The sequence below is a fragment of the Streptomyces sp. A 4/2 genome, from assembly GCF_940670765.1.
Lineage (GTDB): Bacteria > Actinomycetota > Actinomycetes > Streptomycetales > Streptomycetaceae > Streptomyces.
The window spans coordinates 320,693-340,548 of sequence record NZ_CALNVW010000020.1; the positions used below are offsets into that span (position 1 = coordinate 320,693).

19 protein-coding genes and 1 riboswitch are annotated in these 19,856 nt (G+C 70.6%); of the genes, 12 read left to right on the forward strand and 7 right to left on the reverse strand.

The features are described 5' to 3' along the window. Positions 1 to 32: 32 nt before the first annotated feature. Both NBY69_RS16095 and NBY69_RS16100 read right to left on the reverse strand, forming a co-directional pair. Positions 33 to 1,112, reverse strand: coding sequence for a MerR family transcriptional regulator (locus NBY69_RS16095; RefSeq protein WP_250301595.1), 1,080 nt, complete (start codon positions 1,110 to 1,112; stop codon positions 33 to 35). Positions 1,113 to 1,246: 134 nt separating this feature from the next. Then, positions 1,247 to 2,470, reverse strand: a complete 1,224-nt coding sequence (locus NBY69_RS16100; RefSeq protein ID WP_374211280.1) for an MFS transporter — start codon at positions 2,468 to 2,470, stop codon at positions 1,247 to 1,249. A 244-nt stretch (positions 2,471 to 2,714) separates the two neighbouring features. On the opposite strand from NBY69_RS16100, the gene NBY69_RS16105 reads away from it, so the two are divergent. Further along, entirely contained in the window at positions 2,715 to 3,254 is a 540-nt protein-coding gene (locus NBY69_RS16105) for an AAA family ATPase (RefSeq protein WP_250301597.1), read from the forward strand. Between the two features lie 40 nt (positions 3,255 to 3,294). Here the strand turns inward: NBY69_RS16105 and NBY69_RS16110 are convergent, their stop codons facing one another. After that, positions 3,295 to 3,999 (reverse strand): hypothetical protein, encoded by a 705-nt coding sequence (locus NBY69_RS16110; protein ID WP_250301598.1) that lies wholly within the window; start codon positions 3,997 to 3,999, stop codon positions 3,295 to 3,297. A gap of 362 nt (positions 4,000 to 4,361) precedes the next feature. Here NBY69_RS16110 and NBY69_RS16115 point away from each other — a divergent pair, with 362 nt between their 5' ends. The 5 genes from NBY69_RS16115 to NBY69_RS16135 are packed head-to-tail and all read left to right on the forward strand — an operon-like array spanning position 4,362 to position 8,277. Beyond that, positions 4,362 to 4,547, forward strand: coding sequence for a hypothetical protein (locus NBY69_RS16115; RefSeq protein ID WP_250301599.1), 186 nt, complete (start codon positions 4,362 to 4,364; stop codon positions 4,545 to 4,547). A gap of 28 nt (positions 4,548 to 4,575) precedes the next feature. Beyond that, positions 4,576 to 5,250 carry a hypothetical protein gene (locus tag NBY69_RS16120; RefSeq protein WP_250301600.1) on the forward strand — a complete coding sequence of 225 codons (675 nt, stop codon included), beginning with the start codon at positions 4,576 to 4,578 and terminating at the stop codon, positions 5,248 to 5,250. Beyond that, the gene (locus tag NBY69_RS16125) at positions 5,247 to 6,302 is read left to right on the forward strand and encodes a DUF6895 family protein (RefSeq protein WP_250301601.1); all 1,056 of its coding nucleotides are present in this window, start codon (positions 5,247 to 5,249) and stop codon (positions 6,300 to 6,302) included. Before NBY69_RS16120 ends, NBY69_RS16125 begins: the two co-directional genes overlap by 4 nt. Continuing rightward, entirely contained in the window at positions 6,299 to 7,222 is a 924-nt protein-coding gene (locus NBY69_RS16130; protein WP_250301602.1) for a DUF6895 family protein, read from the forward strand. Before NBY69_RS16125 ends, NBY69_RS16130 begins: the two co-directional genes overlap by 4 nt. Beyond that, positions 7,219 to 8,277: a serine hydrolase gene (locus NBY69_RS16135; RefSeq protein WP_250301603.1), complete on the forward strand. Its 1,059-nt coding sequence runs from the start codon at positions 7,219 to 7,221 to the stop codon at positions 8,275 to 8,277. Before NBY69_RS16130 ends, NBY69_RS16135 begins: the two co-directional genes overlap by 4 nt. 53 nt (positions 8,278 to 8,330) lie before the next feature. Here the strand turns inward: NBY69_RS16135 and NBY69_RS16140 are convergent, their stop codons facing one another. Continuing rightward, positions 8,331 to 9,215, reverse strand: a complete 885-nt coding sequence (locus tag NBY69_RS16140) for a glycosyl hydrolase family 18 protein (protein ID WP_250301604.1) — start codon at positions 9,213 to 9,215, stop codon at positions 8,331 to 8,333. Between the two features lie 556 nt (positions 9,216 to 9,771). Here NBY69_RS16140 and NBY69_RS16145 point away from each other — a divergent pair. Beyond that, positions 9,772 to 9,960, forward strand: coding sequence for a hypothetical protein (locus NBY69_RS16145; protein WP_250301605.1), 189 nt, complete (start codon positions 9,772 to 9,774; stop codon positions 9,958 to 9,960). 59 nt (positions 9,961 to 10,019) lie between these two features. Here NBY69_RS16145 and NBY69_RS16150 read toward each other — a convergent pair whose 3' ends face one another. Both NBY69_RS16150 and NBY69_RS16155 read right to left on the reverse strand, forming a co-directional pair. Continuing rightward, entirely contained in the window at positions 10,020 to 10,811 is a 792-nt protein-coding gene (locus NBY69_RS16150; protein WP_250301606.1) for a transglycosylase SLT domain-containing protein, read from the reverse strand. A 3-nt stretch (positions 10,812 to 10,814) separates the two neighbouring features. Next, a riboswitch (cyclic di-AMP (ydaO/yuaA leader) is annotated at positions 10,815 to 10,967 on the reverse strand. An 848-nt stretch (positions 10,968 to 11,815) separates the two neighbouring features. After that, the gene (locus tag NBY69_RS16155) at positions 11,816 to 13,279 is read right to left on the reverse strand and encodes a cytosine permease (protein ID WP_250301607.1); all 1,464 of its coding nucleotides are present in this window, start codon (positions 13,277 to 13,279) and stop codon (positions 11,816 to 11,818) included. A gap of 67 nt (positions 13,280 to 13,346) precedes the next feature. Here NBY69_RS16155 and NBY69_RS16160 point away from each other — a divergent pair, with 67 nt between their 5' ends. The 5 genes from NBY69_RS16160 to NBY69_RS16180 all read left to right on the forward strand — a co-directional run bounded on the left by NBY69_RS16160 (position 13,347) and on the right by NBY69_RS16180 (position 18,267). Beyond that, a complete protein-coding gene (locus NBY69_RS16160) occupies positions 13,347 to 14,042 on the forward strand; it encodes a TetR/AcrR family transcriptional regulator (RefSeq protein ID WP_250301769.1) in 696 nt (231 codons plus the stop codon). Between the two features lie 31 nt (positions 14,043 to 14,073). Next, the gene (locus NBY69_RS16165) at positions 14,074 to 15,735 is read left to right on the forward strand and encodes an amidohydrolase (RefSeq protein WP_250301608.1); all 1,662 of its coding nucleotides are present in this window, start codon (positions 14,074 to 14,076) and stop codon (positions 15,733 to 15,735) included. Positions 15,736 to 16,140: 405 nt separating this feature from the next. Continuing rightward, the gene (locus NBY69_RS16170; RefSeq protein ID WP_250301609.1) at positions 16,141 to 16,473 is read left to right on the forward strand and encodes a hypothetical protein; all 333 of its coding nucleotides are present in this window, start codon (positions 16,141 to 16,143) and stop codon (positions 16,471 to 16,473) included. A 62-nt stretch (positions 16,474 to 16,535) separates the two neighbouring features. Beyond that, a complete protein-coding gene (locus NBY69_RS16175) occupies positions 16,536 to 17,156 on the forward strand; it encodes an L-threonylcarbamoyladenylate synthase (RefSeq protein WP_250301610.1) in 621 nt (206 codons plus the stop codon). A 112-nt stretch (positions 17,157 to 17,268) separates the two neighbouring features. Beyond that, positions 17,269 to 18,267, forward strand: coding sequence for a cytochrome c oxidase assembly protein (locus tag NBY69_RS16180; RefSeq protein ID WP_374211286.1), 999 nt, complete (start codon positions 17,269 to 17,271; stop codon positions 18,265 to 18,267). Between the two features lie 55 nt (positions 18,268 to 18,322). Here NBY69_RS16180 and NBY69_RS16185 read toward each other — a convergent pair whose 3' ends face one another. After that, positions 18,323 to 19,834: a right-handed parallel beta-helix repeat-containing protein gene (locus NBY69_RS16185; RefSeq protein ID WP_250301612.1), complete on the reverse strand. Its 1,512-nt coding sequence runs from the start codon at positions 19,832 to 19,834 to the stop codon at positions 18,323 to 18,325. Positions 19,835 to 19,856: the final 22 nt, after the last annotated feature.

The following is a 19,856-nucleotide window of genomic DNA, read 5'->3' on the forward strand; positions in this document are numbered from 1 at the left end:
CCGCCGTCCCTGCGTGCGGCAACAGCGCGCTCCTACGCCTGGAGTTCCAGCACGTCGGCGACCACGCAGCTGATGTTGTCGGGGCCGCCGGAGCGGTTGGCCAGCGTGATCAGTTCGCGTACTGCCACGTCCGGGTCACCGACAGCGGCGAGCACCTCCCCGATCTCCTCGCTCGGCACCACCGCGGACAGGCCGTCGGAGCAGAGCAGGTAGCGGTCTCCGGGCCGGGCGTCGTGCAGGCGCATGTCCGGGTTCGCTCCCGGCTCGCCGGACAAGGCCCTTACCAGCAGCGAACGTTGAGGATGCGAACTGGCCTCCTCGGGGCTGATGCGTCCCTCGTCGAGCATCGACTGCACCAGGGTGTGGTCATGGGTGATCTGGAAGAACTCGCCGTCGCGCAGGAGGTAGGCACGTGAGTCGCCGATGTGGACGAGTGCCAGCTGCGATCCGGTCCAGAGCATCGCGGTGAGCGTGGTGCCCACTTCATCGGACGCCGGGCCGGCCGTGGCGATGCCGCGGACGGCCTGACGGGCCCGCTCGACGGCTTCTTCGAGAGTGTTGAGGAGAGCGCCCGCCGGGACCGTGTCGGTTTCGAGGCTCTTGAGTACGTCAACGACGGCCTCGGCGGCATGCGCTCCCCCGCCGCCGAAGCCGTCAGCGACTGCGAGCAGGCGGGACCCGGCGTAGGCCGTGTCCTGGTTGCTCGCGCGGACTCGGCCGGTGTCGGAAAGGGCGGCGTACCGGATACCCAGGGGCTGGGTGAGGTCAGACATGGCTGGTTCCTTCCAGGACAGATGGTCGACGAGGAAGGTGGCGAGATCCCGCCGGGCAGCGATATCAGCCTCGGTCTGGGCCCAGAACGCACGGACCGCTCCGGCGGCCTCCGGTGCCTCCAGTTCGCAGACGTCCCGGATGCGGGCCAGCGGCATCCCGAGACGGCGGAGCCAGGCGACCAGCCGGGCCCGTTCCAACTGCTCCGGGGCGTAGAAGCGGTAGCCGGTCATCTCGTCCACCCGGACCGGGGTCAGTAGTCCGAGCCCGTCGTAGAGGCGCAGCGCCTTCGGCGACAGACGGGACGCCCTCGCGAACGCCCCGATGGTCAGCAGCTCCATGCTCGTCCCTCCCTCGTGCCGGGCCCTCGGCCCGGCCCCACCGATGCTGCTGCTTCCCCCAAGGTGAAGGTCAACCTGCCCGTTCCACGTGCGCCACGGGACGGTCCGGCCCCGAGTCCGCAGCTCTTCTCGCCTCAGTCTGACCCGGTGGGCTCGACCGACGAGTGGTGCAGCAGCCAGCCGCCGACCACGGCGGCGAATACCACCACACAAGCGGTGAAGACCAGTCCGGCGTCGCGGAGACCGATCGCGAGAGCGAGCGCGCCCACCCCGATCACAGGCAGCGAGATGCCCAGGTAGGCGACCACGAAGAAGGCCGAGGTGGTCTCCCCGCGCCGGTCCTTCGGCGTCCGGCCGGTCACCGCGGCCATCCCGGCCCGGAAGGACAGTCCCTGGCCGAGCCCCGACACCACCGCGCCCACCGCCAGCAGGGGCAGCGAGGCGGAGAGGAGGGAGCAGCCGATGAGCACCATGCCCACCACGAGTACGAAACATCCCGCGGGCAGTGCCCGCCGCACACCGACCCGGTTCACCGCCAGTTGCCCCACGGTGGAGGCGGCGAACGCCGCGAAGACCACCGCGCCCGAAACCGCCAGGTCGTGCACGCCCAGCGTCTGCGCCATGAAACTGGGCGCCACCGAGGTGAACAGGCCGAACATGGAGAACCCGGCGAACCCGGCCAGCGCGGCGGGCACGAACACTGCACGGACCTCCCGCGGCACGTGCGGCAGCCGAGGTCTCAGCGCCGGGCGGGACTCCCGGCGGGGAACGGTCTCGGGCAGCGGCAGGGTCAGGGCGATCGCCACCGCCAGCAGCCCCAGGTCGGCGAGGTACGGCAACCGCAGTGGCCAGGGTGCGTAGGCCGCCAGGATCCCGGCGAGCAGCGGCCCGCACCCCAGGCCGCCCATGTTCGCCGCGGTCGCCGCGAACCCGGCCCGCCCCCGCCGGTCCTCCGGTGCCAGTTCCATCACGGCGACGGTGGCCGTCCCGGTGAACAGACCAGCAGAGAGCCCGGAGAGCACCCGGCCGGTGAACAGCAGCGGCAGGCCGTCCTCGAAGACGAAGCACAGCGCGCTCGCCACGGAGAATCCGAGCGCCGCCAGGAGCATCGGCCGACGGCCGAGGAGATCGGAGAAGTTGCTCGCCAGGGTGAGCACGGCGATGACTCCGGCCGCATACGTCGCGAAGATCACCGTCACCATCAGCGACGAGAACCCGATGCGCTCCTGGTACAGCCCGTACAGCGGGGTGGGGAGGGTGGTACCGGCCATGCCCACCGCGAAAGTGAAGGCGGCGGCCTTGTAGTGCCAGGGGCGTCCCGGCAGCGTGCCCGTGGGTCCTCTATGCATATCGGTCACGCTAATCACCGGGGTGGCATCCCGCCCTGTCGGTGACGCATCGGGGCATCCCCTGGCCCTTCTCCGTCCCGCTGCCGTTGAGCTGAGTGTCTCTCCGACATCGGATTCGCCCTGCCGGTGGGGCAGGTCACCCCGCTGGTGATCTGAGGTGCAGCCACCGGATCGAGGGTGGGTTCCGGACCGTTGGTCCCCGACCCGGGAGGCCGCCGGGCTCGCCACCGCGCTGGGTCGTAAGGTCTCGTGCATGCAAGCAGACAGTTCTCCGGAACCCCGTTCTCTCCTGATCAACGGCACTGTCGGCGTCGGCAAGACGTCGGTGGCTGAGAGCGTGGGCGGGCTTCTCGCCGAGGCTGGGATACCGAATGCCGTCATCGACCTCGACTGGCTGCGCCGGTCCTGGCCGGCGCCTCCGGGAGATCGCTTCAACTTCGGCATGATGGTGCGGAACCTGCGCAGCATGGCCGGCAACTACCTCGCTGGTGGAGCGGCTCGGCTGGTCCTCGCCGGTGTGATCGAGGAGTTGGATGAGCGAAAGCTGCTCGGAGATGCGGTCGGCACTGAGCTCTCGGTGTGTCGGCTCCAGGTCGATTTGCCTGTCAACCACCAGCGACTCGTGCGGCGCCACGAGAACGAGCCCGAAGCGTTGCGATGGCACCTGGCCAGATCCAGCGAGCTGGCTGGGATCCTCGACCGAGCAGCAGTCGATGACTTCAGCGTCGACGCCACCACGCGCTCGATCGGCGAGGTCGCAGCCGATGTGGTCAAGAAGGTCGGCTGGCTGTGACGCCGTTGCCATGCCTGCGTCGGATCGACGGCGAAGGCAGTCAGAGCGCACGTGCGGCGGGCAGCCCGACCAGGGTGTACTCGAAGGCACGGTGATGGGGCATCAGCGGGCGCCAGGGGCGCGGCGGCAGCGGGTAGTCGTCACGCAGGACGCCCTCCGGGAGCACCCCGGTCGCGGGCGTCGGTGAGGTCTCGCCCGGATGGGCGAGGTAGGCCCAGACCCCGCTGTCCAGCGGCGCCACGGCCCCCTCGTCGCCAGGCCCGCGCCAGGGCGCGCCGGTGAGGGGATGGCGGGGCACGAGAAGGACGTCGGCGCGGGGTCGGGGCATGCGGATCCCCGGGCCGGCCAGCCCCACGGACCGGGCACCGGGCCCGCCCGGGAGGTACCGGCCGACGGCGTGGCCGAGCAGTTCGGCGACGGGGCCGGCCGGGAGGGTCACCGGGCGGTCCTCGGTGGCCGCCACGAGGTGGGCCAGTGCGACCCCGACCGCCGCCTCCCAGCGGCGGCTCCACGACCCGTCGGGTTCGACGGGTGGGACGCGGTGCTCGGCGCGCTCAAGGTCGTCCCGGTCGGCAGGCGGACCGGCGGGGAGCCCCGAGGGGCGGCGTACGACCGCGTCGGGCTCCAGCCACACCGCCAGAGGAGGATGGAGTTCCTCCCAGCCGCCGTGGTGGGTGTGGACGGGGAGGGCGACCCACGACACCGGCGCCGTCAACTCCGTGCCACACACGGTACATACGAACATGTCCAAAGAAATCTCCCTCGCCCTGATCCCCGCGAATTCTGCCTCGCCCCGGCGGAGGCGTGAGGTGGCTTCTGGCCATTTCTTTAGCCCGGCGGTCGATTCCGGCGGCGCAGCCTTCGTCGCGCACTGCCCGCATACCTGGCCGGGGCCCGCATCCGGTCGGGGCCGGCGGCGTGACTCCACGGACATGCGCGGGAGTTCGTCCGACCGGCAGGGCGTCGCTTCCGGGGTCCCGGCGGGGCCTGGCGCGCAGGAACCGGGCGCGGTGATCCCGGGTGGTTTGTTCCGTTTGCGAGGCTCGGTGGCCGCTGCCAGGCTGATGGGGCAGTCCGAATCGAGAAGGACGAGAAGGAGATGATCCCATGACTTCGGATCTCGCAACTCCCGTCGGAACAGCAGCCCTTGCTGCTGAGGTCGAGGGAATGTTGGACTCCACCGAGCCCGAAGGTGTGTACCGGGACACGCGCGAATGCGGCGGCGCCCTGCTGCTGGCCGCACTGCTGCTGATCTCGCCCCCCACTCCCCGTCCGAAGAAGGACGCCCGCTGAGGCAGAGGGGAAAACATTGGCCGAGCAGGTGCAGGGGAACAGTGTACTGAGCGCTGCCGTCGCCGATGTCGCACACGGAGTCGCGCTCGCCCTTGGCGAGGGCGGCTCCTATGCGCTGTCCGGTGTTCTGGTGGCGGACGAGGCAGTCGCGCTGGCGGCGATCCGCGTCCTGGGCGCCGACGTGCTGGCGCCCTACGCGGCGACCCGCCAGGCCGCCCGTGGCCGCGAGGACGAATCGATGGTCCGCGGGGCACTCGCCGCCTACCCCCCGGGCGCGGGCGCTTCCGACATCTCGGTATGGAACTACCAGGGGCTGGTGGAAGCCTCCCGGGTCTTTCTGCCCGGCGGCGCCTGGCCGCCCCCGCAGCCGGTCGGCGCGGAATGGGTCCGTCTCGCTCCCTGGCCGGCGCTGGCGCACCGCGCCTCGCAACTGGCGGCACTGTCCCTGCCCGGCCTGGCCCCCGCGCTCGCCGAGGCACTGGCCGCCCGTACGGATGACCTGGCCAGGGGATTCGTACGCGCCGTACGCCGGCGTGACTGGCTCCAGGCTGCGGGCGTGGGGCGCTGGCTGGCCCGTACGGACGTCCCGGCCTCTCTCGGCCTGGAGTCCGGGCTGGCGTTCGTCCGCCACATGAGCCGCGGCGACGCACGGGTGAGCCTGCACATCTCGGCCGCCCGGCGTTTCCGCGGACCCGGCTCGTGAGTGGCGCCGGACCGGCCCTCGACCACGTGGGCCGGGACCGCCCGAACCAGGGCCCTTCCCACGACCGCGTGGACCGGGAGCTGCTGGACCGGACGGCCGGGCGGGCGCTGCGCCGTATCGACGGCATGCGGCCGTCCTTCCGGCTGCCCGCGAACGTCACGACGGACGCCGATCCCAACACCACGATCAAACCGCTGGGTGAACTGGCCGAACTGACCCACCTGATCGGCGCGCTGCACCCGCTGCCGGAGATCCGTGGCCTGGCCGACGACCTGTTCGCCTTTGCCTGGCAGGAGTCCCGGCACGGCGATCTCTTCGCCGATCTCGTCCGTGCCGAGCCGCAGGCCACGTACCCCGTGGAGCTCTACGGCATCTTCGCCCGCGCCGGGCTGCGGAACGCGTCCGTCGAGGACCTGGTGTCGACCACGACGCGGCTGCGCTGCTGGCGGGTGGCCCGCGAGGATCACACCCGGACGCTCGCGGTGCTCAATGCCGAGCGGCGGATCGGTCTCCCGCCCCACACCGACTTCGACGCCGTGCTCGCCAAGACCGGACTCGGTTCCCGGCCCGAACCGTGGGCGCTGGACCGCCGGGCCGTGTACGGCATCACCCACGACGTCTTCCACCTCACCGACTGGGGACGGGCCTGCCATCGGATGCCCGCCGCGCTCGCCGACTACCTGCGGCTGTGGGTCCCGGCCTGGCTGGAGTGCTGGCTGGACGAACAACTGTGGGACCTGGCAGGCGAACTGCTCGCTGTATCGGCATGTCTACCCACCGCTCCGTACGACGCGTCGGCCTGGGAACGGCTGGCCACCGCGCAGGCACCGGACGGTGGTGTGCCCGAGTCGGGCACCGCACCACCGGCAGATGACTCCCCCGGCGACCCCGGCGACCCTGGCGAACCCGGCGACCCCGGCGAGGCCTTCAGGGCCTCCTACCACTCGACGCTGGTGACCGCCTTCGCTGCCACTCTGGCCCGCGCCGGAGCACAGCCGGCCCCCGCCCACCCGGGCCCCGGACCCCTCACGGAAAGCGAGGCGACACCGTGACCACCGCACCCCCCGCGCTCCTGCACGACGTCGGCGACCGGGCGCTGGCCTGGCTGGACGACAACCGCGATCTCTTCCGGCTGACCGAGGAGGACCGCACCACCGGCAGCTCCCTCGTCGAACGGCTCAAGCCGATCGGCGAGCTGGTGATCAACATGGGGGTGCTGTCCCGCGAGGGTGTGGCCGGGAGCCGGCAGCACGAACGGTCCACCAGCCTGCTCGACTTCGCATGGCGCGACCTCCTGGACGGCGGCAACGTGCTGGCCGGCCTCCAGTTCGACGAGCCCCTCTCGCCCGTGCCGCTGGAGATCTACGCGTGCTTCCACGAACTGGGATACCGGCACCCCGAGGTCGACAGCGGGATCGCCCTGTCCCGGCGCACCGAGAGCTGGCGGGCCCTGGAAATGCTGCCCAACCGACGGCTCGGGGTGCTCAACGCCGAACGCAAGCTCGGACTCCCGCCGAGCAGTGACTTCGGCCGGGCACTGGCCGACAGCTGGCTGGGCAGGACCCCCGAGCCGTGGACCGTGCAGCTGCACATCGCGTACGACATCACGCACACCGTCTTCCACCTCACGAACTGGGGCGAGTCTCCGGAAGGCATCCCGCCCGCCGTCGCCGACTACCTGGCGCTGTACCTGCCCGCCTGGCTGGAGGACTGGGCCGAACTCAGGCACTGGGACCTGCTCGGTGAACTGCTCGTCGTGGACGCCTGTCTGCCCCGTCCCACACTCGACGGCGAGTTGTGGGAACAGTACGCCGCGGCCCAGGCACCGGACGGAGCGATGCCGGTCCAGCAGGCCATGCCGGAGGGCGACCGCGCCGAGGTGTTCGACTTCGTGCACCATCCGACGCTGGTCGCGGCCTTCGCGTCCGCCATGGCCACCTCCCGGGCCCTGTCGGCCGGGACCGCCGCGTGAGCGACGACGACACCGCACTGCGTGAACGTCTGGAGCACGCGCTGACGGAGGTCCGAGCCCCGGATGTCGTCCTCGCCGTCACCCGGAACCGTCGCCGGACCGTCGTCAGCGGCGGCACCACCCCGGCTCCCGTGCTGCCGCGTGCGTCTCTGCGTTACGAACTCGGCTCGCTGTCCAAGACGTTCACCGGGTTGCTCCTCGCCGAACTGGACCGCTGCGGTGAACTGTCCGTCGACGACGCCGTCGCCGACCACCTGCCGCTGCCGCCCCGACTCCCCCGGTACGCGCGCCGCATCACCCTGCGGCACCTCGCCACCCACACCTCCGGACTGCCCCGCGTGCCCCGCGACATGATCGCCGGGGCGGTCCTGCGGCCGTACGCGAACGGCTACGCGCACTACGACACCGGCCGGCTGCTGCACGCCTTCACCCGGACCCGCACCCGGCACGCCCCCGGCAGCCGCTGGCACTACTCCAACTTCGGTCTGGCACTGCTCGGTTCGGCCCTGGAGCACGCCACCGGCACGCGATACGCCGCCCTGCTGGCGGACCGGGTGCTGGAGCCGCTGCGGCTGACCGGTGCCACCACGGACCCCGGCAGTGGTGACGGTGACGATTCCGCCTTCGGCGAGGCAACGGGCCATCGGAGCGACGGCCGCACCCCGCTGCCGCGTTCCGTGATGACCGGCTTCGCCCCGGCCGGAGCCGTCCGTGCCACCCCGGCGGACCTGCTCACGTACGCCGAGGCGCATCTGTACCCCGCTTCGACCCCGCTGGACGGTGCGCTGCGGAAGGTCCAGATCCCCCTGCTGCGGCGGGGGCTGGGGCACCGCCACACCCACACGCTCACCTGGTTCCGGCATCCGGCCCCGGGCGGCCCGATGTTCTTCCACGCCGGGGCCAGCTTCGGACAGCAGGTGTTCGCGGGGTACCACCCCGCTTCGGGCACCGGCATCGCCGGGACAGCGACCCGGCACGACCGCGCGTGCCGGATCGTCAAGACCGCGTACGCCCTGCTGTACGAACTGGGCTCCGTCACCCCGGCCGACGGCTGAGCCGCCTCTCCTTCCGGACGCCCCCGACCGGCCGGGGCAATCGGCTCAGGCAGTCACCCGTTCATGGCCGAAGACATGTTCGCGGCCCACTCCCAGGGGGCAGCTGTCCCGCCCGGGTCGGAATTGAAGTACTCCCATCCCGCTACGCCGCCGAAGTCCCCGTACTCCTTGGAGAGTTGGGAGACGGTCGATGTGAGCGTGTCCATGGGGACGTATCCGCTGCCGCAGTTGGCCGGGTTGGTCAGGGTGCCCGCCACCACCTTCGAGGCCGGGACGACCCCGTGTCCGACGATGCCCTCGTAGCCCGCGGGGCTGTCCAGCGATCCCCAGCCGCAGTAGAACTGCGCGTTGAACCAGCTGATGGATGATCCCTTGTCCCGGTAGAGGGCGTCGTAGCCGAACCCGGAGAGGTTCCCTCCCCCGTTCAGGGCCGTGGCGACGGGCGCCAGAGTGACGAGGAAGCCGTCACCGAAGTCGCTGTGCAACTGGTCGATGACCCGTTCGACGCCGGCCAGGGACATGCCCTCTTCGACATCGAGGTCCAGACCGTCCAGGTGGTGGGTGGACACGACGTTCTTGAGCTTCGGGTAGTAGGTGTCGAAGTCGCTGTCCAGCCGCTGGAAGCTGCCCACCGCGGCGCCACCCACCATGCCCAGTACGTGAACGCCCTTGCTCTGCACCGCCGCCAGATCGCTCCACATCTGGTCGAACTTGGCGTCGTCGGGTGAGTTGTCGTTGAGCGTGACGCTGCCGTCACCGTTGAGGTGGACGGCGCCGACGATCACGTCCGTGACACCCGTGTCGTGGTCGGTCAGTTCCTTGGGAGAGACGTACGAGCCGTTGTCGAACTGGGTCTGGTAGTAGACGACCACGCGGTGATCCGCCGCGGCCTGCGCCGATGCTGCCGTCGCCAGGGGGCCCGCCAAAGCGACGGCCACCGCCAATGACAACGTTGTCGACAATCTCCTCAAGCGCATGACCCGTCTCCTTGTGTGGGGGGAAAGTGCCATGAAAGCGTGTTTCGGCCCGGCTCACAAGCCCGCCCGGTCTCCCACGCCGTGACCGGAGTTGACGTCCGGTTCCGGCCATCTCCCGCATGGGCCGCCGGTCCCACGGCCGGCGGAGCTACCCTGCCGGCATGCCATCCGGGCAGGGCGGATTCACGATCCGCGGCAACCGTCGGTACGTAGAAGAGTCCCTGGTCATCGAGGCAGGCCTCGCCAGAGCCCTCGACGAGCACCCGGACGAGCCCCAGGGCGACACCCTCCGCGTGCAGGTCCAGCCGCTGCTCGATGCGGCAGATCGACTGTCCGCACGTGAAGGGCCGTACGCAGCCCGGGAGTTGCTGCTCCGCGAGGTACGGCAGTACACGCGCTGGCTGCGCGCGGTCGACCTCGGCCTCGCGGACACGGGCGCTGGGCGCGGTGCGGCGCCGCCGTACCGAACGGCACCGGTCCCGCGCGGAGGCGGGCTGGGACCGGGTCAGGACGCTGCGTGGTACGGGTCGTCCTCGATCTCCACCGGCACGTGCTGCTGCGCCATCTGGAGCTCGGCGTACCGCGCGACCCCGCGGCGGAACGCCGCCTCTGGGACGACCTCACGCAGTTCTATCTGCGCTACATGCCGTTCGTCCCCGCGCAGGTGGTGTCTCCCGGAGTTCCTTCCGGACCACCGACGCCGTAAGCCCCGGCCGGTGTGGTCACACTTCCGGCCGGGGCTGCGCTGCGGGTGGAGCGGGTCGATCAGTACGGGCCGTTCACGTTGTCGATCGAGCCGTACGTGGCGGCGGCGTAGTTGCACGCGGCCGTGATGTTGGCGACCGGGTCGTAGCTGTCCATCGACGTGCCGGCCACGTGGTACGTCTGGAACGTCGGAGCGATGACCTGGAGCAGACCCTTCGACGGGGTTCCGGCCACGGCGTTGGAGTCCCAGTTGTTGATGGCCTGCGGGTTGCCCGAGGACTCACGCATCACGTTGCGGTAGATGCCGTCGTAGGTGCCGGGGATGTTGTGCGCGCTCATGATGTCCAGCGACTGCTTGATCCAGCCGTCCAGGTTGTTGGCGTACGTCTTCGTGGTGGCCGGGGTCGCGGTGGTCGCACCGGTCGACGCGTTCCGGGCGTCGGCCTGGGTGGCGCTGTGACCCGCGGTGGATCCGGCCGTCGCCTCCGACGCGGCCTTCTCGCCGAGCGTCAGCTTGAGGCCGGGGAGAATCAGCGAGGGGTTGCCGCCGACGGCCTCACGGTTGTCCTGGTACAGCTTCTTCCAGCCGCCGCCCACGGAGTGGGCCTGTGCGATCTTGGAAAGGGAGTCGCCCGAGACCACGGTGTAGGTCGCGGAGCTTCCCTTCTGAGTGGCGCCGGTCGCTGCCGGAGCAGATTCGGCGGCGACATGCTGTGCCGACGGCGTCGCCGCCGAGGCGCTGGTCGCGGCCACCAGCGGGATCGCCAGTGCGGCGCTGCCGGTGCCCACCGCGATGAGGCGTCGGGCGAGGCGGCTGTTCATGGGACGACGGTTCTTACCCAGTACGGGCATGACGAATTTCCTCTCCGTCGCCTACGAGGTGAGCTGTCGGGTTCGGGCTGGAGATGCCCGGCCGCACGTGGAGTGCGACTTAACCCCAAGCCGGTCCGTGTTCCGGATCGGCGTCTTACCTGGGTTCCCCGCTCCTGCCATAGGTGAGTGGGTTGGGTTTTCCGGACAGCGGCAGGATTCGGCGGTCCGTCCGGATCGAACGAGAACGTAAGCGAGAAGGCCGAGACAAAACAAGTCCCGAATACGGAGCGCTATGGCATGTCTGAATCCGGGCGGAATGGATTCGCATTCCCTCCCTAGATCAAACAGCTCAACTTTCCTTCCCTGCGGGGGAGGTGGCCGCGAGGGCCTGATCGGCGGTCCGCCGACGCCGTGACGCAGATCATGACCGCGCGGAAATCATCGCCTCAATCAACCGCCACAAAGTGCAACAAACCATCATAGAACCGCAGATGCCACCCCTAGTAACAAACCAGACAAATGCCCCATAAGCATTCAGGGAGTCGAAGGCCTCTCGCCACCCATGAGGGCGGATCTGCGCGATTGCGCACCCCTGCCCCACCGGCACCCGACCGACACCCGACCGGACCCGACCTCACCGATACGGTCGAATTGACCGCGCGAGCCTCGTTCCTGACTACCTGTCGCGTCGCAACTCCCGCCCCGTACACACTTCAAAAGACAGAGAGGCGGCCCCGTATGAGACAGAGAGACGGCTCCGCATTCCCGTGTGCGGGGCGGAATTCCACCGCCGAGACCGCGAGTTCCGCACCGACCGACCAATGGACCTCTCATAGGTTCTGCCGTCATTCGATCGGGAGTCAGGAACGGTTTCCGCACTTCGCCTTAGCGGGCAAGTGATCAAATGCGAAGCCGATCCCCTTGCGATGCCGCTCGCGAATTGGAACCCAGGCCGGTGATCCGGCCGCTGCCGAGTGCGTCCGCCCGCAGTCGACGGCCACCACCGTCGCGGCCCTCTGCCGCACCCCGGCCGTCCGGCGGGCTCAGGCCTGTGGACTCGCACCGAGGCCACCGCGGGCGCGCCGTACGAGGGTCACGTAGACGGCCGAGGCCACGGCGATGCCGACCGGCAGGGCGAGGTCCACCCCGCCCAGGGCTCGGGCGAGCGGGCCCGTGTACAGGGTGTTCACGCTGAGGGCAGCCGCGGCCGTGCCCGTCGTGAGCGCCAGGGCGCCGGCCCGGTTGACGCCTCCGGTGAACCAGAAGGGGCTGCCCGGACTCTCGTCGGTCAGCGCGGGACCGTCGTAGCGGTTGCGGCGCAGCAGGATGTCCATGGCGTAGACGGCCATGCTGGGACCGAGCAGGACGACGGTGAGCTGGAGGACGTTGCTGACGGTGTCCAGGAAGTTGGACACCAGCAGCGCGTAGAGGGTCAGCGCGACGCCGAGGACTCCATCGGCGATGACGCTGAGGGAACGACGGACGCGCAGGCCCACGGCCTGGAGAGCCAGCCCGGAGCTGTAGGCGGTCATGGCGTTGATGGAGATCGTGCCGAGCACCAAGGCCAGCAGGAAGAACGGGGTGAACCAGTGGGGCAGGATCGTCTCCAGCGCGCTCCGCGGATCGGTCATGTCGACCGTGGTCGCGGCGAACGCACCCAGTGAGCAGACGACGACGCCGGGCAGGAATCCGCCGAGCGCGGTCCAGCCCACGATCGCCTTCGGGGATGTCGTACGGGGCAGGTAGCGGGAGAAGTCGGCGCTGTTGGTGTACGAGAGCGGGCCCGAGGCGATGAGGGTGACACCACCGGCGAGGGCCGCCCACAGCGCGCCGCCGGTCAGCGGCTTCGCGGGTTGGTAGCCGAAGTCGGCGTGCCCGAGCACGCTGAAGGCCACGACGGCGAAGGCGGCACCGAGGACGACGGTGATCGGGAGGTACAGCTTCACGATCATGGCGTGCCCGTAGACGCTGATGGTCAGGGTGAGCGCGGCGATGATCACCACGACGACGATCTTGACCCCCGTGTTCGGCGTGATCCCGGCCTTCTCGACGAGCGAGAAGGCTGCCAGCGCGGCGGCGGCCAGATTGAGGGCGATGTAGCAGATACAGATCATCCAGCCGACCACCGCGATGTTCACCCGGTTGCCGCGTACCCCGAACATCGCCCGCATGATCACCTCGCTCGGCGTGCCCGAGGCCGGGCCCGAGACGGCGAGCAGGCCGACCGGCACCCAGAACAGATTGCCCACGACGATCACGGCGAGCGCCTGCCCCAGGCTCAGGCCCAGCAGGATCAGCGCGCCGCCGACCACCAGGCTCAGATAGTTGACGTTCGCCGCCGCCCAGACGGCGAACAGGTCCCGGGCGCGGCCGTGGCGTTCCCGGTCGGGAATGTGGTCGATGCCGTGCACCTCGATGCGGCCCGCCCGGTCCGACGGCGCCGGTATGCCGTCTGCACCCGGCGTGCCGTGGACGGTCGGGGGCGGGTCGGGGATCGTGGACGCCATGGAGCCCTCCGGGTTCGGTCGTACCGCCTGCTTGCTTATTGGTCGCATACTCAATAGCGTTGCGGTCATGTCGTCAAGCGTTCAGCGCAAGCGAATTCGGAAATCTCCAGCCGCCCGACGTGCGGAAATCGTCGACGCAGCCGCCGCCATCGCCCTGACCGAAGGGTTGGAGTGCATCACTCTGCGGCGGATCGGCGAGGAACTCGACGTGCGGCCGGGGTTGATCAGCCACTACTTCCCGTCGGCCGAGGGCCTCGTGGCCGAGGCGTTCGGCAGCGCGGCGAGCGCGGAACTCGACGCCCTCCTGCCGGCCGAAAGACCCGCCGGCACCGTTACGCAGCACCTCGCGCGGTTCTTCGCACACGCGACGGGAGAGGCGTACGACGACATCAGCCGGCTCTGGATCAACGCCCGCCACCTCTGCCGCTACCGCCCGGTCCTGCGTGACTGGGTCGACGACCAGGAAGGAGCGTGGCGCGAGCGGCTGGAGGACCTCATCCGGGAGGGCGTCGCACGCGACGAATTCCGCACGGACGAACCGCATGTGACGGCGATTCAGATTCTGGTCGTGCTCGACGGCCTCAGCGCGCGCACCAACACGCGCGGCGGCGACCGCCCCCAGGCGGTGACACGTATGGCGATCGCCACGGCGGAGCGTGAACTCGGCCTGCCCGGCGGCGCTCTCGACCGGGCCGACGACGCGGACACCGCCTCCGAAGCCGGCGCGGACCGGCCCCCTGTTTCCCCTGCCGACCCCAACTGACCTTCCCCCGGACATCTTTCAAGGAGCTGCTGTGCGCACCCTCCCCCGAGCCCTCGACTCCGCCGGAACAGGGCGGTGCTCCCTCGTCCTGCTCTCCGCCCGGCTGCTCGACCCGGTGACCGGAGAATTCCTGCCGGACACCGCCCTGGCCGTATCAGGGGGGCAGATCTCCGCCCTGGGTGACGACCGCCGCATTCGCGCGCTGGCGGACCCGGCGACGACGGTGATCGACCTGAAGGGCGCCGTGGTGACCCCCGGCCTGGTCGACGGGCACCTCCATCCGGTCACGGGCGCGGAGCTGACCCATGGGCTGGACCTGTCGGCCTGCGCCGGTCTCGACGAGGTGCGTGAGGCGCTGGCCCGCGAGGTCCGGCGCCTCGCACCCGGAGCGTGGCTGCACGGCTGGGGGCTCGACCCGAACGTCTTCGGGGGCCGTCCCGTCGAGACCGCCGCCCTCGCCCCGGTGCTCGACGGCGTACCGGCCCTCCTCCAGCTCTTCGACGCCCATTCCATGCTGGCCAGCCCCCGCGCGCTCGAACTCGCCGGCGTCGACGGGCCGCGCACCTTCGACCAGGCCGCCGAGGTCGTCTGCGACGACACGGGGCGGCCCACCGGGCTGCTCCTGGAGGACGCCGCCGCCGAGCTCGTCGAGCGCGCCGCCCCCCAGCCCACGCACGCGGAGCGCCGCTCCCGCCTCGTCGCGGCACTGCGCGGCATGGCCGCCGCCGGGCTCACCGGCGGCCACGCCATGGACGCCAACGGCGACAGTCTCGCGCTCTACGCCGAGCTCGACGCGGCCGGCGAGCTGCCGCTACGGCTGCGGGTCGCTCCCTGGTGCCAGCCCGGCACCGGCACCGACGCCCTGCGCGCGCTCATCGGGCAACAGGGCACGGGCGGCAGGCTCTGGCGCACCGAAGGCGTCAAGCTCTTCATGGACGGCACCATCGACAACGGCACCGCCTGGCTGGAACACCCGGACTGTCACGGCGAGTCCACGCACGCCTTCTGGCCCGACCCCGATGCCTACACCCGGATCGTCGGCGAGCTCCACCGCGCCGGGGTTCCCACCGCCACCCACGCCATCGGTGACGCTGCCGTACGGCACGCCCTGGACTCCGTCGAGAAGGCACTCGCCACCGGGGGCCGCCCGGTCCGGCACCGGATCGAGCACATCGAGACGGTGCCCGGCGACACCCTGCACCGCTTCGCCGAGCTCGGCGTCATCGCGTCCATGCAGCCCACCCACTGCTGCGACTTCACCCGGGCCGACCACACCGACAACTGGTCGCGCCGGCTCGGCGAGGAGCGTGCCGCCCGCGCCTGGCGCTGCCGCGGCCTGTGGGACTCCGGCGCCACCGTCGTGCTCGGCTCCGACTGGCCGATCGCTCCTTACCCATCGCTGGGCGTCATGGCGGGCGCCCGCCACCGGAGGCCGAGCCGCGATCTCGCGCAGCCCCCGCACGGCCCGGAACAGGCGCTCACCGCGCTGGAAGCCCTGCAGGGCATGACGGTGAACGCCGCTCACGCGGCGGGCGAGGAGCACCTGGCCGGCCGGATCGCCGTGGGTCACCGGGCCGACCTCACGGTCCTCGCCGACAGTCCGCTCGTCACCGCCGCCACCGACCTGCCCGACCTGCCCGTGCTGCTCACCGTCCTGGACGGGAGCCCCACCCACCGCGACGCGAGTCTGTGACGGGTCCCGTCGGGGGGCCATGACGCACCGGCGGATTCCCCGTGTCGGACGGCCGTCCCGGTACGGCCGCCCGGCACCGTCCGCCCCGGTTGCGTGACCGGTACGCCACGGCGATGCTGGAACGGCTTCGACAGGCTCCGCGCCCCTCCCCCGGCCGGTCCGGCCCCTTCGCGCGACACGCCCGGACCCTCGCAGTCACCCACCGTCCGCGTCCGCACCCCGTCGTCCGCACGTACGACCGTGTCGGCGTTATGCCGGAAAGGCACCGGCAGCGCGGCACAAACACCGCCGAGGACGACATCACCCGTATGCGCGTACTCGCCGACGGCAGGTGCCCGAACGCAGGAGCCCGAGACTGGTTCAATCTCCTCGACATCACCTTCGACGAGCCGAAGGAGCTGACCCATGGATCCCGCACTCGTCCGCACCGGGCTCACCGCGGCAGTCCTCTGTGCCACCCTCGCCGCCGGTGCGGCCACGCCAGGGGTGACTCCCGACCACAAGTCCACCGGCGCCGCACCGCCCCGTGCCGCCGCCCCCCGTACCGAGGGCGACACCAACCCGCCCCCGCTCAACATCCGTACCTTCACCGAGCAGACCGTCGATCTCACCTGGGCCGGCACCACCGAGGCGGGCCGCGACCGGATCTGCGCCCACCCGCACGACTTCACCAGCCCCGCCCTCGACTCGCACTACGCCGCGAAGCTCATCGAGGCGAAGTGCCGGACGCACCGGTGATCACCGGGGAGCGCACCCCGGCGAGCGACGGCGGGGGCGGGGCAACGCCTTAGACTCGGCCAATGGCGAAGTATTTCGACGTGCACCCCGAGAATCCCCAGCGGCGCACGATCAGCACGGTGGCTGACAGCATCCGGTCCGGCGCGCTCGTGGCGTACCCGACGGACTCCTGTTACGCACTGGGGTGTCAGCTGGGCAGCCGGGACGGCATCGGCCGGATCCGGTCGATCCGGAACCTCGACGAGCGTCACCACTTCACCCTCGTGTGCCAGAACTTCGCGCAACTGGGACAGTTCGTGGTCATCGACAACGACGTGTTCCGCGCGATCAAGGCAGCGACGCCCGGCCGGTACACCTTCATCCTGCCCGCGACGAAGGAAGTGCCGCGCCAGTTGCTGCACCCGAAGAAGAAGACGGTCGGCGTGCGGATTCCCGACCACGCCGTCGCTCAGGCGTTGCTCGCGGAACTCGGTGAGCCGCTGCTCTCCAGCACCCTGCTCCTGCCCGACCAGGACGAGCCGATGACACAGGGCTGGGAGATCAAGGAACGCCTCGACCACGAAGTGGACGCGGTGATCGACTCGGGTGACTGCGGCACCGAGCCGACCACCGTCATCGACTTCTCCGGCGGCGAACTCGAAATCGTCCGCCGCGGGGCCGGCGACACCGCGCGATTCGAGTAGTCCGCAGCATCAGGGCCTCGCGTTCGGGTCAGGGGGGTGTCCGGACCCTCGCGGTGGGGGTTTAGCGTGGTCCGACGTGACAGAGACATCATTTTCTGCCCTGCCGGCCGAGTTGCCCCGATTGACCGCAGGCCACCTGGCCGGGAGCTGGCAGCTCGATCCGTACGCGCTGGTGCTGGTCGTGCTGCTCGGCGGGCTGTACGCAGCGGGCGTGGCGAAGCTGGCGCGCCGGGGCGAGCGGTGGCCCGTCGCCCGCACGCTGGCGTTCGCGGGGCTGGGACTCGGCGCGATCGTGGTGGCGACGATGTCCGGACTGGCGGTCTACGACCACGAGCTGTTCTGGCCCGCCGCCGTGCAGAACATCGTGCTCGATCTCATCGCCCCGCTGGGCCTGGCGCTCGGCGACCCGCTGTCGCTGGCGCTGTCCGCACTGGCGAAGGACGGGAAGGCGGCGCGTCGGCTGCGCGGCGCGGTCTCCGGGCGCGTGGTGCGATTTCTTACCTTCCCGCTGGTCAGTACGGTCGTCGTGCTGAGCTCCGAGCTGGGGATCTACTTCACCCCGTATTTCCCCGCGGCGCTGCGGCACGACTCGGTGCATGAGCTGCTGTATCTGCAACTCGTGGTCACGGGCAGCTTGTTCGTGCTGCCGATGCTGACCCGCGAGGACCTGTTGCCGTCGTGGTGCAGTCACCCCGTGCGGGCGCTGCTGGTCTTCCTGGACGGTCTGGTGGACGCGGTTCCCGGTCTGGTGGTGATGACGAGCGGCACGCTGGTGGCAGGGGGCTGGTACGCGGCCCGGCGCCAGCCGTGGGATCCGAGTGTGCAGCAGGACCAGATGATCGGCGGTGGGCTGATGCTGACGATCGCGGAACTGATCGGGCTGCCGTTCCTGATCGCCGTGTTCGCCGAGTGGGTGCGCGCCGAGCGGGTCAGGACGGCCGTGCTGGACGCCGGCCTGGACCGCGAACTGGCCGCCGCCGCTGCGGTCCCGGCGCCGGTGACCGGAACCGCGGCTGCCGACGCCCCGGCGGTCGCCGATCCGGACCGGATGCGTCCCTGGTGGGAGACGGACCGTGGAATCGTGGGCGAGCGCTACCGGAGCGGCGGCTGACCGGACCCGATGGGGGCCCGGTCGGCACTGTGCCTGCGTCCCTTCGGGGATCCGGTCATCGCCCCTGGTAGGCGCCCAGGTGGGGAGGGTCGGGGATGAGGTTGCCGAAGTAGTCGCGGGTCGTTCCGTCGTCGACCCGGGTGCCTGCTCCGCGCGCCGGGGAGCCGGGGAGCAGGCGCACGTCGAGCGGGGTGCTGGGGTGCGCGGAGCGCAGGAGCGGATTCGCGTCGACGGCGGCGGGGTCGCGGGGCTGGGCGGTGTTCCAGTAGAGGTTGCCGGTGTAGGTGCTGAGGGTGTCCGCGATCGCCGAGCCTCCCTGGGCGCCCACCAGGATGTTGTTCTCGAAGGTCACGCCGGTCTGGCCGTTGTTGGAGACCAGCGCGGTGTCCGCCTGGTCGGTGACGACGGTGTTGCGGTAGATCCGGGTGTCGGTGGTGCTGCCGCAGACGACCGAGATCACGCCGTACGGCAGTGAGGTGTTCCGGTCGTTGACGCTGATGTTGTCGTGGACGCGGTTCCCGTCGGAGGTGGTGGTCGCCCCGTTGCAGACCAGCAGGAAGCCGCCCTCGTTGTCGTGGCTGTAGTTGTAGCGGTACACGTTGCGCATGTTGCCGCCGTCGATGTCGTACGCCATGGAGTCCCGCGTCCCGTGCCCGCCGGTCACCTCGTTGTACTGGTAGAGGACGTCGTCGGAGTTCCAGGCCCACACACCGGCGTTGTAGGCCGCCGAGCGCATGTTGAAGCCGTTGACGTAGTTGTGCTCGACCAGCGCGCCCTTCGCGTTCTGTACGACGATTCCGTCACCGCCCGCGTCGCGGACCTCGTTCCGCTCGATCACCAGACCGGTGATCGCCTCCCAGCTGCTGCCGGTGCCGTCCGGGTTCTCGGCACGGTGGCTCCAGGTCGACGACGTCCCGATACCGGTACGGTCCACGTGGTCGACGGTCGAGTGCGCCACCCGTACGCCGTCGAAGCGGGTCGGCACGCCGGAGCCCTGCACCACGAAGAGGATCCCGCCGCTGGGGTCCGGGTCCTTGCTGTCGGAGCCGTTGACGTCGTGCACGTCCACGCCGTCGACGACGTAGTGGTGGCCGACGCCGAAGTCCTGCAGCAGGACGAGGAGTCCGGCCCGGCGGTCCGTGGTGGTGGCCGGTCCCGTGTTGGACAGGTCGAGGTTGCGCACCTCCCAGTCCTCGGCGTTGCGCAGCAGCACGGCGGCCCGCGCACCGGCGCCCTCGATGTGCGGCTTCGCTCCGCTGCCGTAGGCATCGAGCCGGACGGGCCGGGCGGCGGTGCCGGAGCCGGTGGGCGCGAGGGTTCCCGTACAACTGGTGCCGCGTCGCAGCAGCAGCCGGTCGCCGGGGCCGTACGCCCGCGAGGCTCGGGCGAGACTGCGCCAGGCGGTACCGCTGCTGGTACCGGGAGCGGTGTCGCTGCCACTGCGGCAGTCCACGTAGTAGGTGGTTCCTGCCCGGTCGTGAGCGACCGCCGCGGTGGGCAGCAGGGCCGCCACGGCTGCCGCTGCCGCGGTCAGCGCGGCCTTCGTACGCATGAGTTCTCTCGCCATGGCCGGACCGTAGGCGTGGCGA

Bases quoted from the DNA above. Each gene is read 5' to 3' on its own strand.
- NBY69_RS16095 (WP_250301595.1), bottom strand. From the start codon at position 1,112: ATGGAGCTGCTGACCATCGGGGCGTTCGCGAGGGCGTCCCGTCTGTCG.
- NBY69_RS16105 (WP_250301597.1), top strand. From the start codon at position 2,715: ATGCAAGCAGACAGTTCTCCGGAACCCCGTTCTCTCCTGATCAACGGC.
- NBY69_RS16110 (WP_250301598.1), bottom strand. From the start codon at position 3,999: ATGTTCGTATGTACCGTGTGTGGCACGGAGTTGACGGCGCCGGTGTCG.
- NBY69_RS16115 (WP_250301599.1), top strand. From the start codon at position 4,362: ATGACTTCGGATCTCGCAACTCCCGTCGGAACAGCAGCCCTTGCTGCT.
- NBY69_RS16150 (WP_250301606.1), bottom strand. From the start codon at position 10,811: ATGCCCGTACTGGGTAAGAACCGTCGTCCCATGAACAGCCGCCTCGCC.
- NBY69_RS16155 (WP_250301607.1), bottom strand. From the start codon at position 13,279: ATGGCGTCCACGATCCCCGACCCGCCCCCGACCGTCCACGGCACGCCG.
- NBY69_RS16160 (WP_250301769.1), top strand. From the start codon at position 13,347: ATGTCGTCAAGCGTTCAGCGCAAGCGAATTCGGAAATCTCCAGCCGCC.
- NBY69_RS16170 (WP_250301609.1), top strand. From the start codon at position 16,141: ATGGATCCCGCACTCGTCCGCACCGGGCTCACCGCGGCAGTCCTCTGT.
- NBY69_RS16175 (WP_250301610.1), top strand. From the start codon at position 16,536: ATGGCGAAGTATTTCGACGTGCACCCCGAGAATCCCCAGCGGCGCACG.
- NBY69_RS16185 (WP_250301612.1), bottom strand. From the start codon at position 19,834: ATGGCGAGAGAACTCATGCGTACGAAGGCCGCGCTGACCGCGGCAGCG.